This is a genomic window from Streptomyces roseirectus, assembly GCF_014489635.1.
Classification (GTDB): domain Bacteria; phylum Actinomycetota; class Actinomycetes; order Streptomycetales; family Streptomycetaceae; genus Streptomyces; species Streptomyces roseirectus.
Genome location: NZ_CP060828.1, coordinates 5,202,501 through 5,216,370 on the forward strand (window position 1 = coordinate 5,202,501; position 13,870 = coordinate 5,216,370).

Annotated in this window: 12 protein-coding genes and 2 rRNA genes (1 of these 14 running past the window's edge); 5 read left to right on the forward strand and 9 right to left on the reverse strand. The window is 69.5% G+C overall.

Features of this window, described 5'->3' with window-relative positions; all coding sequences use genetic code 11:
- The 3 genes from IAG44_RS21990 to IAG44_RS22000 form a co-directional block, all read left to right on the forward strand.
- Positions 1–1,072, forward strand: a 23S ribosomal RNA gene (locus IAG44_RS21990); it begins 2,050 nt to the left of the window's first position.
- An 88-nt stretch (positions 1,073–1,160) separates the two neighbouring features.
- Positions 1,161–1,277 (forward strand): 5S ribosomal RNA (gene rrf / locus IAG44_RS21995).
- A 76-nt stretch (positions 1,278–1,353) separates the two neighbouring features.
- Positions 1,354–1,908 carry a GNAT family N-acetyltransferase gene (locus tag IAG44_RS22000; protein ID WP_187748781.1) on the forward strand — a complete coding sequence of 185 codons (555 nt, stop codon included), beginning with the start codon at positions 1,354–1,356 and terminating at the stop codon, positions 1,906–1,908.
- On the opposite strand, the gene IAG44_RS22005 is transcribed toward IAG44_RS22000, so the two are convergent.
- From IAG44_RS22005 to IAG44_RS22040, 8 genes are all read right to left on the reverse strand, one after another.
- Positions 1,897–3,363, reverse strand: a complete 1,467-nt coding sequence (locus tag IAG44_RS22005) for a type IV secretory system conjugative DNA transfer family protein (RefSeq protein ID WP_187748782.1) — start codon at positions 3,361–3,363, stop codon at positions 1,897–1,899. The genes IAG44_RS22000 and IAG44_RS22005 overlap by 12 nt on opposite strands.
- A gap of 2 nt (positions 3,364–3,365) precedes the next feature.
- Positions 3,366–4,784 carry an ATP-binding protein gene (locus IAG44_RS22010; protein ID WP_187748783.1) on the reverse strand — a complete coding sequence of 473 codons (1,419 nt, stop codon included), beginning with the start codon at positions 4,782–4,784 and terminating at the stop codon, positions 3,366–3,368.
- A 6-nt stretch (positions 4,785–4,790) separates the two neighbouring features.
- A complete protein-coding gene (locus IAG44_RS22015; protein ID WP_187748784.1) occupies positions 4,791–6,350 on the reverse strand; it encodes an SCO6880 family protein in 1,560 nt (519 codons plus the stop codon).
- Positions 6,347–7,699, reverse strand: coding sequence for a hypothetical protein (locus tag IAG44_RS22020; protein ID WP_187748785.1), 1,353 nt, complete (start codon positions 7,697–7,699; stop codon positions 6,347–6,349). The genes IAG44_RS22015 and IAG44_RS22020 overlap by 4 nt, the downstream gene beginning before the upstream one ends.
- On the reverse strand, positions 7,689–8,519 hold the full coding sequence (locus IAG44_RS22025; protein ID WP_187748786.1) for a DUF8175 domain-containg protein: 831 nt from the start codon (positions 8,517–8,519) through the stop codon (positions 7,689–7,691). Before IAG44_RS22025 ends, IAG44_RS22020 begins: the two co-directional genes overlap by 11 nt.
- A 144-nt stretch (positions 8,520–8,663) precedes the next feature.
- The gene (locus tag IAG44_RS22030; RefSeq protein WP_093830416.1) at positions 8,664–8,972 is read right to left on the reverse strand and encodes a hypothetical protein; all 309 of its coding nucleotides are present in this window, start codon (positions 8,970–8,972) and stop codon (positions 8,664–8,666) included.
- A gap of 324 nt (positions 8,973–9,296) precedes the next feature.
- On the reverse strand, positions 9,297–10,613 hold the full coding sequence (locus IAG44_RS22035) for a S53 family peptidase (RefSeq protein ID WP_187748787.1): 1,317 nt from the start codon (positions 10,611–10,613) through the stop codon (positions 9,297–9,299).
- Positions 10,614–10,863: 250 nt separating this feature from the next.
- On the reverse strand, positions 10,864–11,466 hold the full coding sequence (locus IAG44_RS22040; protein ID WP_187748788.1) for a TetR/AcrR family transcriptional regulator: 603 nt from the start codon (positions 11,464–11,466) through the stop codon (positions 10,864–10,866).
- Positions 11,467–11,530: 64 nt separating this feature from the next.
- Between IAG44_RS22040 and IAG44_RS22045 the strand changes: the two genes are divergently transcribed.
- The gene (locus IAG44_RS22045; RefSeq protein ID WP_187748789.1) at positions 11,531–12,448 is read left to right on the forward strand and encodes an oxidoreductase; all 918 of its coding nucleotides are present in this window, start codon (positions 11,531–11,533) and stop codon (positions 12,446–12,448) included.
- On the opposite strand, the gene IAG44_RS22050 is transcribed toward IAG44_RS22045, so the two are convergent.
- The gene (locus tag IAG44_RS22050) at positions 12,432–12,842 is read right to left on the reverse strand and encodes a hypothetical protein (protein ID WP_187748790.1); all 411 of its coding nucleotides are present in this window, start codon (positions 12,840–12,842) and stop codon (positions 12,432–12,434) included. The two genes, IAG44_RS22045 and IAG44_RS22050, sit on opposite strands and share 17 nt — an antisense overlap.
- Before the next feature lie 51 nt (positions 12,843–12,893).
- Between IAG44_RS22050 and IAG44_RS22055 the strand changes: the two genes are divergently transcribed.
- Positions 12,894–13,667, forward strand: coding sequence for a trypsin-like peptidase domain-containing protein (locus IAG44_RS22055; RefSeq protein WP_187748791.1), 774 nt, complete (start codon positions 12,894–12,896; stop codon positions 13,665–13,667).
- Positions 13,668–13,870: the final 203 nt, after the last annotated feature.

Genomic DNA, 13,870 nt, shown 5'->3' on the forward strand with positions numbered 1-13,870 from the left:
CGGTGCTGGAACGTTAAGGGGACCGGTTAGTCAAGATTCGTCTTGGCGAAGCTGAGAACTTAAGCGCCAGTAAACGGCGGTGGTAACTATAACCATCCTAAGGTAGCGAAATTCCTTGTCGGGTAAGTTCCGACCTGCACGAATGGCGTAACGACTTCTCGACTGTCTCAACCATAGGCCCGGTGAAATTGCACTACGAGTAAAGATGCTCGTTTCGCGCAGCAGGACGGAAAGACCCCGGGACCTTTACTACAGTTTGATATTGGTGTTCGGTTCGGCTTGTGTAGGATAGCTGGGAGACTGTGAAGCAGGTACGCCAGTACTTGTGGAGTCGTCGTTGAAATACCAGTCTGGTCGTGCTGGATGTCTAACCTGGGTCCGTGATCCGGATCAGGGACAGTGTCTGATGGGTAGTTTAACTGGGGCGGTTGCCTCCTAAAGGGTAACGGAGGCGCCCAAAGGTTCCCTCAGCCTGGTTGGTAATCAGGTGTTGAGTGTAAGTGCACAAGGGAGCTTGACTGTGAGACCGACGGGTCGAGCAGGGACGAAAGTCGGGACTAGTGATCCGGCGGTGGCTTGTGGAAGCGCCGTCGCTCAACGGATAAAAGGTACCCCGGGGATAACAGGCTGATCTTCCCCAAGAGTCCATATCGACGGGATGGTTTGGCACCTCGATGTCGGCTCGTCGCATCCTGGGGCTGGAGTCGGTCCCAAGGGTTGGGCTGTTCGCCCATTAAAGCGGTACGCGAGCTGGGTTTAGAACGTCGTGAGACAGTTCGGTCCCTATCCGCTGTGCGCGTAGGAATATTGAGAAGGGCTGTCCCTAGTACGAGAGGACCGGGACGGACGAACCTCTGGTGTGCCAGTTGTTCTGCCAAGGGCATGGCTGGTTGGCTACGTTCGGGAGGGATAACCGCTGAAAGCATCTAAGCGGGAAGCCTGCTTCGAGATGAGTGTTCCCACCTCCTTGAGAGGGTAAGGCTCCCAGTAGACGACTGGGTTGATAGGCCAGATCTGGAAGCCCTGTAAGGGGTGGAGGTGACTGGTACTAATAGGCCGAGGGCTTGTCCTCAGTTGCTCGCGTCCACTGTGTTGGTTCTGAAACCACGAACAACCCCGCGTTCCCACAGAGCGTGGTGCGGTTGATTGTTTCATAGTGTTTCGGTGGTTATAGCGTGAGGGAAACGCCCGGTTACATTCCGAACCCGGAAGCTAAGCCTCACAGCGCCGATGGTACTGCAGGGGGGACCCTGTGGGAGAGTAGGACGCCGCCGAACAATCTTTGTGGGAAACCCCCGCACCTTATGGTGCGGGGGTTTTCTGCGTTTGAGCGCGTTTAATACAGTGGCCTCTATGGACGACATAGAGGTACGGGCTGTACGGCCTGATGAGTGGCGGGCCGTGCGGGAATTGCGGCTGGCCGCGTTGCAGGACGACGCCGCGCCGCTCGCTTTCTTCGACACGTACGAGAGCGCGGTGAAGCAGCCGGACTCGTTCTGGCAGGAGCGGGCCGCCGGAGCGCGGCAGTTCGTGGCCGTGGGGGCCGGCGGGGAGTGGGTCGGCGGGTTGGCCGTGCTGGTGGAGGAGGCCGGGTCTCTCGACTGGGCCGGGTTGCCGGTGGAGCGGCGGCAGGGGCAGGTCGTGGGGGTTTATGTGCGGCCGGCCGCGCGTGGGGGCGGGGTCGTCGTCGGGGGCTTGTTCCGGGCCGCGCTGGAGTACGCGTGGGAGATCGGGCTCGACCGGGTGCGGTTGCTGGTGCACGAGGAGAATCGGCGGGCCGTCACCGCGTACGAGCGGATCGGGTTCGTGGCCAGCGGGGTCGTCGTGCCGATCGAGGGGGCCGACGGGAACGAGCTGGAGTACGTGTACGCGCGCGCCCCTAAAGGGACGCGGTCCTCAGAACGGTAGGGCGCTGTCCGGCCAGCGGGACTTCGCCTGCTCCTCCGAGCGGACCAGAGCCAGCGTCGGCAGGCCCTCCGCAGTGCCGGTGGCGAGGAGGTCCGGGAGCGTGGGGAACGGGGCGACCGCGGCCACGTCGTCCAGGATCAGCGTCAGTGGTGGGTCGAGGCGACCGGAGGATGACCGTTCGGCCATGCGCCGGCCGCGCTCGACCACGCTTGCGACGAGAGCCGTGAGCAGCGGCATCGCGCCGGGGTTCGTTCGGGGGTCCTCGATCGAGTCGCCCACTACATAGAGCGTGCCCCCCTCGGCGATGAAGGAATCCAACGCGAGGGCGTCTGTTCGGTTGGGGGTGCAGGCTTCTCGGATGTTGACGGTGGAGAGGGCGGCCAGGGTGCGGGTCGTCAGCTCCTGGGCGATGTCCCTGCGGTCCGGGTGGGCCGTCAGGGCGGCTTCCAGTTCGCCTGCGGAGCCCGGGGCGGCCTTCGGGTGGGTGCGGAGGGTTTTCACGGCCTCCTGGACGTTCGTGCCCTGGCTCCAGCGGTGGACGTGTCTGATCGTCCGGCCGTCCAGGGCCGCCGCGTGGAGGTAGCTGCGCAGGAGGGTGTGGGCCGTGTCCGCGACGGCCTGGTCGATTCTGGCCGTGGGGCGGGTGGGGGCGAGGAGGGCTGTCGCCCTCGCGATCGCCGTGTCCTTGGTCTCGCAGCCCGTCATGGGGGGCCAGTGGAGGCGGGACGGGGTGTCGCAGAGGTGGGTGGGGTCGTACAGCAGCGTCGGGCCCAGCTTTGCCCTCGCGTCCTTGGTGGTGTGCCAGAGGGCGGGGTTCGAGGTGAGGACCACGGCGGGGCCGGGGGCGTCCTGGAGGGCCTGGGCGGCGAGGTGGAGACGGGAGTCGCGGGGTGCGGCTCGGAGGGTGGGTACGGGGGTGGTGAGTGGCTGGGGTACGGGGGTTGGTGCGGGTTCGGTGGGGGCTGGGGTGGGGGCACTGCTGCCCGCAGCTGCGGCAGGGGGAAGGTGCGGGTCGTCGGGCGTTGCGGCGTACGGCTCAGACGCGCCCTTCTCCTCCCGTTCCCTCCCCCGCGCCGCCTCCCTCTCCCCCCGTTTCCTGGCCCTGACCACCCTCCACCGAGCCCAAGTCCCCAGGCCGAAGAATGTCAGCGTCAGCAGGATCATCAGCTGGCCGATGAAGAGGCCCCAGAAGAGGCCGTAGCCGGAGAGGGCGGCCGGTGGGGTGTCGGGCCAGGCGCCGGGGAGGTCGTCGGGGTGGGAGATGAGGTGGCGTAGGGCCAGGGGGGTGCGCATGAAGGAGAGGTCCGAGGGCCAGGAGCCGTGCGCGAACAGGCCGGAGAGGCCCGTCGCCGTCCAGGTCAGGACCGTCACCATCAGGAGCAGCGCGAGTATTCCGAGGAGCAGGCCGTCGGGGATGCCTCCTTGCTGGCGGGGTCGCTCGCGGGGGTCCGGCATGGTCACGCCACCGTGGATTCCGTGCCGTCGAGGTCGGCCATGTGCTGTTCCATGAACGCCGCCGCCCGTTGCTCGGCCTCCAGCTCGGCGGCGCGCAACGCGTCGTCCGCGGCGTCGGAGGAGGACTCCGTCATCGCGCGGTCGGTGAAGACGAGGGGACGTTCGGTCTCGGTGACCAGGTGTTTGACGACCTGGACGTTGCCGTTGACGTCCCACACGGCGATGCCCGGCGTGAGGGTGGGGATGATCTCCACCGCCCAGCGCGGCAGCCCCAACACCCGCCCCGTGGCCCGTGCTTCGTCCGCCTTCTGGGCGTAGATCGTCCGGGTGGACGCCATCTTGAGGATCGCCGCCGCCTCCTTGGCCGCCGCCCCGTCGACGACGTCGGAGAGGTGGTGGACGACCGCGACGAACGACAGGCCCAGTCGGCGTCCGAACTTCAGCAGGCGCTGGAAGAGCTGGGCGACGAAGGGGCTGTTGATGATGTGCCACGCCTCTTCGACGAGGAAGATGCGCTTCTTGCGGTCGGGGCGGATCCAGGTGTGCTCCAGCCAGACGCCGACGATCGCCATGAGGATCGGCATCGCGATGGAGTTGCGGTCGATGTGGGAGAGGTCGAAGACGATGAGGGGCGCGTCGAGGTCGATGCCGACGGTCGTGGGGCCGTCGAACATGCCGCGCAGGTCGCCGTCGACCAGCCGGTCGAGGACGAGCGCGACGTCGAGTCCCCAGGCGCGTACGTCGTCTATGGCGACGTTCATCGCCTCGGCCGACTCCGGTTCGGGGTGGCGGAGTTGTTCGACGATGTCGGACAGCACCGGCTGGCGTTCCACGATCGTCTCGTTGACGTAGGCGTGGGCGACCTTGAGGGCGAAGCCGGAGCGTTCGTCGAGGCCGTGGCCCATGGCGACCTCGATGATCGTGCGCAGCAGGGCGAGCTGGCCGGTCGTCGTGATCGCGGGGTCGAGGGGGTTGAGGCGGATGCCGTCGTCGAGGGCGGCCATCGCGTCGAGGCGGATGGGGGTTATCCCCAGCTCGCGGGCGATGAGGTTCCACTCGCCGGCGCCGTCCTCGCCCTGGGCGTCGAGGACGACGACCTGGCGGTCCTTGAAGCGCAACTGGCGCAGGACGTAGGTCTTTTCGAGGGCCGACTTGCCGTTGCCGGATTCGCCGAGGACGAGCCAGTGGGGGGCCGGGAGCTGCTGGCCGTAGAGCTGGAAGGGGTCGTAGATGTAGCCCTTGCCGGAGTACACCTCGCGGCCGATGATCACGCCGGAGTCGCCCAGGCCCGGTGCGGCGGTGGGGAGGTAGACCGCCTGGGCCTGGCCGGTGGAGGTGCGGACCGGGAGGCGGGTCGTCTCGACCTTGCCGAAGAGGAAGGCGGTGAAGGCGTCGGTGAGGAGGGAGAGCGGATCCCGCATCTGGGCCTACCTCCGGATGCCGGTGGCGAAGGGGAGTGTGTTGACGAACGCTCGGTGGTGCTCGCGGTCGCACCACTCCAGCTTCAGGTACGACTTGCCGGCCGACGCCCTTATCGTCCGCTTGTCGCGGTTGAGGGCTTCGGGGGAGCGGGAGGAGACGGTGATGTAGCCGACGAGGTTGACGCCGGCCGCGCCGCTCGCGAGGTCTTCGCCGCGCTGGTCGAGGCGGGAGTTCGCGGCGACGTCGCGGGGGTCGAGCGTGCGGTTCATCTTGGCCTGGCGGGAGGCTTCGGCCTCGTCGTTGGTCTTCTCCGTCAGCATGCGTTCGATGGCGACCTCGGTGGGTTCGAGGTCCATCGTGACGGCGACCGTGCGGATGACGTCCGGGGTGTGGACGAGGAGCGGGGCGAGGAAGTTGACGCCGACCGGGGTCATCGGCCACTCCTTGATCCACGCCGTGGAGTGGCACCAGGGGGCGCGGGTCGAGGACTCGCGGGTCTTGGCCTGGAGGAACGTCGGTTCCATGGCGTCGAGTTCGGCCGGCCAGGCGTTGCGCTTGGTCATCGCCTGGATGTGGTCGATGGGGTGGTCGGGGTCGTACATGGAGTGGATCAGCGACGACAGGCGGCCCTGGCCGAGCGGCTGGCGGACGCGGATGTCGGCCTCCTGGAGGCGCGAGCAGATGTCGGTCAGCTCACGGGCCATGACGACGGAGAGTCCGGCGTCCCGGTCGATCTTGCGGCCGGACTGGGGGCGGGCGGCGCGGGCCATCGCGTGGGCCTCGGCGGCGAGTTCGCGGCTGTAGTGCATGCAGGCGACGAGGTAGGCGCGGTGCTGCTCGCTGCTCGTGGAGACCATCGACTGGAGCTGGTCGTAGGAGGACTGGAGCCAGGGGAGCGCCTTGTCGTCGCCGCGCTGGGCGACGTCCTTGGCGTGCGCGTCGGGGTCGGCGGGGAGGGTGCGGGCGAGCATCTGGATGCGGGTGACGAAGCCGTCGCCGTTGGCCACGTGCTTGAGCAGGGTGCCGAAACGGTCCACCAGGGCTTCCTGGTCCTCGCTGTCGCGCAGGCCGACGCCCGGGCCCTCGATCTCGATGGCCGCCGTCACCGTGCGCCGGTCGGCGTGCAGGAGGACGGCGAGCTCGTCGGGGCCGAAGGGGGCCGAGAGCCAGGTGATGCGGCCGATGCCGGGGGGCGGGCCGATCTCGACCTCGCGGCCGTCGAGGCGGGTGCCGGCCTCCATGGCGGAGCTGCGGTAGGCGGTGCCCTGGCGCAGGCTGCGCTTGTAACTGCGGTTGATCTCGAACCACTTGTAGAACGTGCGGTGCTTGTACGGCACGTAGACGGCCATCAGCGCGATCAGCGGGAAGCCGGTCAGCAGCACGATCCGCAGGGCGAGCACGGGGACGAGCAGACCGCACATCATGCCGAGGAACGCGCCCACGATGATGAGGGCGATCTCTCCGGTCTCGCGGTTCTTGCCGACGATCGCGTTCGGCCGGGCGCGGCCGATCAGATACGTGCGGCGGGGCGAGACCGCGTGCGACAGGTGGGACTCGGTCGTCAACGCCCTTCACCTCCCGTGCGGTTGTTGCTGGCGTGCGGGGTGTTCATGGGGCTGCCCGTGCGGGGGGCGGGCGCGGCGGAGGGGACAGTTCCGCCGCCGTTCGAGGGGCGCGAGCCGTGTGCGGCGATGCCGCCGGAGCCGGGGTTCGCGGGGCGCGGGGTGCTGCTGTTCGTCGAACCGCCGCCGCCTCCGCCGCCGTCGTTGGCCCGGCTGCTGTGCGTCTTGATGCCCTGGGCGACGAGCGTCGCGGGCGAGGAGATGACGGCCGCGGCCTTGCTCTCCGCGCCCTGCATGATGCGGTTGTTGCGGGAGGCGGCGATCTCGTCGCCGAAGCCGGGGACGAAGCGGTAGATCATCGCGCTGGCGAAGATGGCCAGCAGGATGATCGCGAGCCCGGAGACGACGGCGGAGAACGCGTCCGGGCCGTCGTTGCCGGAGAGCGCCCCGGCGAGGCCGAGCACGATCACGATCACCGGTTTCACCATGATCACGGCGATCATGATCCCGGCCCAGCGGCGGACGTGCCCCCACAGGTTCTTGTCGACGAGCCCGGCGTACACGACCGTGCCGAGCAGCGCGCCGACGTACAGCAGGGCCGTGCGGATGACGAGTTCGAGCCAGAGGATGCCGGCGGCGAGCACCGACACCAGGGACACCACGATCAGCATGATCGGGCCGCCGCCGATGTTCTCGCCCTTCGCGAGCGCGGCGGAGAACGTCCCGAAGAACGTGTCGGTCTGGTCGCCGGTCGCCTTCGCGAGGACGTCCGTGATGCCGTCGGTCGCGGAGACGACGGTGTAGAGGATCAGCGGGGTGAACGCGGACGCGAGCACCGTCAGCCACAGGAAGCCGACGGCCTCCGAGATCGCGGTGCCGAGGGGGACGCCCCGCACCGCCCGCTTCGCGACGGCCAGCAGCCACAGCACGAGCGTCAGCACGGTCGAGGCCGCGAACACCACCGCGTACTGCTGGAGGAACTTCTCGTTCGTGAAGTCGACGTTCGCCGTCTCCTTCACGGCCTCGCTCAGCTTGTCCACGGTCCAGGAGGCGGCGTCCGCACAGCCCTTGGCGAGGGAGGAGAGGGGGTCGAGGGTCTCGGAGACGCCGGGGTTGGTGGAGCTGCGCCCGCTGGTGCCGCGTTCGCAGTACTCCTTGGCGTCGCCGACGATCAGCCGGCACTCGTCGCTGGAGGGCGACGGCGACGGGGACACCGCCCCGCCCGCACCGCCCGAAGGGCTGGGGCTCGGGTCGGGGGTGGGCGCGGCGAAGGCTCTCGCGGACAGCAGGACGACGGCGGTCTGTACGGCAGTGAAGGCCCCGGCAAGCCGGAGCGCACGCTTACCGGGCATACGTGAACCCTCCGTACTCCTCGATGGCCTTGCTGATCTCGTCGGAGCTGGCGGCCTGGTTGTCGCCGGGGACGGGAGCGGGGCCGGATGTGCGGTTCTGGGTGGTGATCTTCCAGTCGTCGTCCGTCCACTGGAGGTCGAAGGTCCAGGTGCTCCACGACGAACTCACCGGGTCCGTCGAGGTGGTGCCGGACATGCCGATGAGGCCCATGGACCAGACGGCGACCTTGGCGGTGGTGTCGGTGTAGCTCTGGACGGTCGTCCCGATGGGGACGGTGCGGGAGACGAACGTGCTGCCCTGGGGCGCGTTCCCGTTCGCGTCGAGGCCGGCCTTCGCGAGGAAGTCGGCGGAGTAGGCCCGGTCCAGCTCCGGCATGAGCCGGGCGGCCTCGCTCCGGGTGTAGACGGTCCGGACGACGGTGTCGCGGCCGTCCTTCTGGAACATCGCCGTCGAGCCCAGTGCGACCGCGTAGTTCGCCGCCGCCGATTGAACGCCCTGTCTGTCGTGTGCGTATCCCGTGGGGATGGACCCCGTCTTCCCCTCGACCGGCTTCGTTCCGGTCGCCGCCGTCGACTCGGCCTGCGGCTTCGTGCCGGAGGCGCCGTTCGAGGACGCGGCGGCGCCGGAGCCGTCGCCGCTGCCCCGGTTCGCGAAGGCGATCGCGGCGATCAGGACGACGACCACGGCGACGACGGTGACGAGGCTGCGGGAGGAGGAGCGGGCGGGCCGGCGTGTGGTGTCCGTTTCGGGGAGCCGGGTGCGGGTACCCGGGTAGCCACCGGCGGATGTGTCGTGGCCGGGCTCGTCGACGGGACTCATACGGTGTGCGCCCCTTCTGCGTCGTATGCGGTGGACGCGTCGTGGGAAGACGCGTTCCGGTACGACGGTAGCCGTGCTGGTTCCCGCGCGGGCGCGGTGTGGTGACTCGACATCAGGGAGACGCAACCTCAGGGGAGACGAGGGCTAGACGGCCATGCCGTACACGATGGTGAACAGCGTGCCGAGAGAGCCGATGATGAAGACTCCGGTGAGGCCCGCGATGATGAGGCCCTTGCCCTGTTCCGCGCTGAAGGTGTCCCGCAGGGCGGTCGCGCCGATACGTTGCTTCGCGGCGCCCCAGACGGCGATACCGAGGCAGATCAGGATCGCGAAGGCCATCACGACCTGGATCATCGTCTTGGCCTCGGTGCCCAGAGTGCCGAAGGGGCCCCAGTCAGGAGCGATCCCGCCGATGATGGTGTTGATGTCTCCCTTGTCGGCCGCGAAGAGCATGTAAGTCACCGCCCCTGGTGGGTAGTTCCGTTCGTGGCCCGCTGCCGTGCGCAGGGGTCGGGCCCCATTGTCACCGACAATGCCGCTGACGTATGTCGACTTGGCGGCATTGCCGGGTGGGATTCGTATGAATGGTTCGTATCGTCACTCTGTGTATCACGGCAGGTCACGCCGGGCAATGAGGTGCGCGCTGAACCTGTGGGTGTGGTTCTACGGAACCTGTCGGCGCCTCTGTCGTTGAGACACTTTCCCGATGCTCTCACGGTCGTAACACGAACGGGCCGCGGCGTGGTCGCCGCGGCCCGCTCCGATGTTGACGCCGGGTCAGCCGGTGAAGGCGCCCAGCCCCTGCGGGGTGCCCCAGCCGGTCGGGCCGTCGTAGCCGGACGTCGCCGTGCACAGGTAGCTCGCGGCGGCGGAGCAGGAGCCGTTCGAGCCGCTGGTGACGTCGTTCAGCGCGGAGGTGCCGGCCGCGTTGTAGACGTAGGACGCCGGGTAGTCACCGCTGCCCGGGGTACCGGCCAGCGCGTAGACGCCCGCGATGATCGGGGCGGCGGCGCTGGTGCCGCCGAAGGTGTACCAGCCGGCCGTCACGCCGTAGGAGTCGTACACCGCGACGCCGGTCGCGGGGTCGGCGACGGCGGCGGTGTCGGCGATCGTCCGCTTCGCGCAGCCCGTGTCGGTCTGCCAGGACGGCTTCGCGTCGTAGGCGGAGCAGCCGGAGCCGGTGCCGTCGGTGGCCGAGGTGCCCCACACGGACTCGGTCCAGCCGCGGCTGTTGGACGCGGCCTTGAGCGCGGTGCCGCCGACGGACGTCACGTACTTCGACGCGGCCGGGTACTCGGCGCCGTAGCCGCTGTCGCCGGCGGAGACGGTGATGGCGACGCCGGGGTGGTTGTAGTACGCGGAGTCGTAGGAGGCGTCGCTGGACGACTCGCCGCCGCCGTAGCTGTTGGAGACGAACTTGGCGCCCAGCTTGACGGCCTCGTTCACGGCGGTGCCGAGGTTGCTCATGGTGGGGGAACTCGCCTCGACGAGGAGGATGTTGGCGTTCGGGGCGATCGCCGAGACCATGTCGAGGTCCAGCGAGGTCTCCTGGGCCCAGCCGCTGTCGGCGGCCGGCAGGGAGGTCGTCGAGCCGGTCTGGGAGACCTTCTTGAAGCAGCCGTTGCTCGTCGTGCAGGCGCTCAGGCCGTAGTTCGCGCGGTACTTGGCGAGGTCGGCCTCCGCGTTGGGGTCGTCGTAGGCGTCGACGATCGCGATCGTCTCGCCGGAGCCGTTGTTCGCGGCGGCGTCGGTGAGGCCGTAGGCGTCCTGGAGGTCGCTCGGGCCGAAGCCGGTGGGGCTCGCGCCGGCGGCGTGCGGGGTGAGCGTCGCGCCCTGGTGGCTCTTGGCGGCTCTCAGCTTCGAGAACGCGGTGACGCCGCCCGTCACCCGGAAGGAGTTGCAGGTCAGGTCGCCCGCGTGCTTCGGGGTCGAGCAGGGGGTGGCCGTCCAGGTGACGGGGGTGTTCGCGGTCGCCGCGTCGGCGTGGGCCGCCGTGCCGAGGCCGGCGACGAGGAGGGCGGCGGCGCCGAGGGCCGCGCCGCCCGCGCGGCGCCAGTTGCCGGTCGTCGCGGGGGAGTTGGTGGTCGTACGCAAGGTACTGCCTCCTGGGAGTGGGGTGTTCAGGGGCGGTGGGGGTGTGGGCGGCGGCCCGGCGACGACTGTGGCTTGTCGGGTACGCGACAAACAAGGCGGGTGGTGGAATCCTGACTTCCGCATTGCCCGGCGGGGTGCGGGATTGCCCGGTCATGGCCTCGGAATGGCCCCGCGATGGCGGGGACTTGACCCCGGAAACGTGCGCGTTACGACAGGGGCAAGGGGAGTTGACGCGCGGGAGGCGTGCTCGCTACCTCGGGCTGAGGCCCGTCAGCAGCAGGTGGATGTGGGTGTCCAGGCGGGCCAGGACCTCTTCGGCCGGGTAGGCGCCGGTGGCGACGAGGGCGGCCAGGCCGTGCAGGGCGGTCGCGGTGAGAAGCATGACGCTGTCGAGGTCGGCGTCGATGAGGGTGCCCTCGGACTTGGCGTCGGCGATGAGCCGGAGGAAGACGGCCAGGGAGCGCTCGACCTCGGTGGCGAACTGGGCCGAGGCGGCGGGGTCGTGCTTGCGGGAGTACATGAGCTCAAGCAGCTCGGGGTGGGTGATGGCGAAGGTGAGGTAGGCGCGGGCCAGGGCCGTCAGGCGGGGTTCGAGGGGGAGCGTCGGGTCGTCCGCCGCCTCCATCACCTCGTTCAGGCGGGCGTAGCCGTTCAGGGCGAGGGCGTCCAGGAGGGCCTGCTTGTCCTTGAAGTGGCGGCCGGGGGCCGCGTGGCTGACGCCGGCCGTGCGGGCCAGTTCGCGCAGCGAGAGGGCGGCGGCGCCCTTCTCGCGGAGGGTGCGTTCCGCGCCGGCGAGGAGTGTCGAGCGGAGGTCTCCGTGGTGGTAGGGGCGCGGCGTGGACATGGCCGTCATCGTAGCGCGGAAGCCGTCGCATGTTGTCGTTGCCATCATTGTTGTCGGCGTCTACATTGGGGGCATGAGTGAGACTCGGAACCAGGGCAAGTGGAATGTGGACCGGCTGCCGGAGCTGACCGGCCGCACGGTCGTCGTCACCGGCGCCAACAGCGGGATCGGCCTCACGGCCGCGCGGGCGCTCGCGGGGGCCGGGGCGCACGTCGTGTTCGCCGTGCGGGACATCGAGCGGGGGCGGGCCGCCGCCGCTCAGGTCAACGGGAGCGTCGAGGTGCGCCGGCTCGACCTCGCCGACCTCGCGTCCGTACGGGAGTTCGCCGCCGGCTGGGAGGGGCGTCCGCTGCACGTCCTCATCAACAACGCGGGGATCATGATGGTGCCCGAGGGGCGCACCAAGGACGGGTTCGAGACGCAGTTCGGGACGAACCACCTCGGCCACTTCGCGCTGACGAACCTGCTGCTGCCCTACGTCGAGGACCGCGTCGTCACCCTCTCCTCCGGCGCGCACCGGGCCGGCCGGATCAACTTCGACGACATCCACCTCACCTCCGGCTACACCCCCGTCCGCGCCTACGCGCAGTCCAAGCTCGCGAACCTCCTCTTCACCCTGGAACTCCAGCGCCGCCTGACGGAGTCGGGCTCCCCCGTCCGCGCCCTCGCCGCGCACCCCGGCTGGTCCGCCACCAACCTCCAGAGCCACCACGGCAGCGCCCTCGCACGCGGCTTCATGGCCATCGGCAACCGCCTCCTCGCCCAGTCCGACCGCGCCGGCGCCCTCCCCACCCTCTACGCCGCGACCCAGGACCTCCCCGGCGCGAGCTACGTCGGTCCCGACGGGCTCGGCGAGCTGCGCGGAGCCCCGACCCTGGTCGGCCGCACCGGCGCGGCGAGCGACACCGCCACGGCCCGGCGTCTGTGGACCCTCTCCGAGGAACTGACGGGGGTGGGGTTCCCGGCGACGGCCGTCACTCCGGGCCGCTGAGCCCGCACGCGGGCAGCCGCGTCACGCGGACCTCGGGAGCGGCATCCCGCAGCGGGACGTCATAGCGGGAACACGCCGGGCCGGGTGTGTGGCCGACGGTGACGGTGACACCGTCGGCGCCACGGACGGCCGTCCAGGGCGCCGACGCCGCCTCCGAGATCTCGGCGTCGGTGAGGACGCCGTCCCCTGCCGCCGCCTCCAGGCGGTACGCGACGAGGTTCGCCTGCTTCGCGAGCAGTTCCCCGGGAGGAGTGGCCGGGCGGTCGTGGAAGCCGGTCACCGCGCAGGAGACCAGCAGGCTCGCGGCGACCCAGAGCAGGCCGGCCGTCGTCACGAGGAGGAACAGGCAGCCGAGCGCGGTGGGGCCGGTACGGGTGCCGTTTTCCAGGGGCATACGGTCAGGGTATTGATGCTTTTCTCACCTTGATGGTTCACAGTGGCCCCGATGAACGGGACCCGCCCCCAGGGCGCTCGAAGCTTCGCGTTGCTCGGTGCGACGGTGTTGATGGCGGGGAGTTGTGTGCTGGCGTCGGCGGCGGAGGCGGATGACGGGGGCGGGCCGTTGGGGGTGACGGTGGTGGCTTCGGGGGTGGCGGCCGCGGGGCGGGTGGGGGTGTTGGTCGATGCGGATGAGGTGGGGAAGCCGGCGGGGGAGCATTTCTGTACGGCGTCGGTGGTGCGGAGCGAGGGGCGGGATCTGATCCTCACCGCGGCGCACTGTCTGGGGGGTGTCGACGGGTCGGGGGTGGTGTTCGTGCCGGGGTACCGGGACGGGAAGGCGCCCTACGGGGTGTGGAAGGTGAAGCGGAGTTTCCTGCCGGGTGGGTGGGCCCAGGAGCAGAGCGAGGACAGTGACATCGCGTTCGCGGCGCTCGCGCCCAATGCCGCCGGGGAGGAGATCGAGGACGTCGTCGGGGCGAACGTGTTCGCTCCCGGGACGACGACCGGCGCCTCACCCGTGACCGTCACCGGGTACCCGGACACCTCGGAGCAGGCGATCACGTGCACCAACCGGCCGTCCGTGCACAGCCGGACGCAGCAGCGGATCGAGTGCCCGAGGTTCAGCGCGGGGACCAGCGGGAGCCCGTGGGTGAACGGGCACCACGAGGTCGTCGGCGTGCTCGGGGGGCACGAGCAGGGCGGGGACACGGACGACGTGTCGTACAGCGTCGTGCTGGGTACGGAGGCCGCCGAGTTGTACCGGAAGGCCGGTGGGTGAGGGGTGCGCGGCGTACGATCTTCTGTCGTATCGCGTGTCCTGAACGCTGGATAGAGAAGGTCGTGTCCCCCACCACACCTCGTACGAACACCGCATCTCGCACCACTTCACCTCGTACGTCCACCCCTTGTGCGAACGCCCCCACCCCCCTTCCCCGCCGCGTCCCCGGACGTTCCTGGAGCCGGCCCGACGCCGAGCGGCGC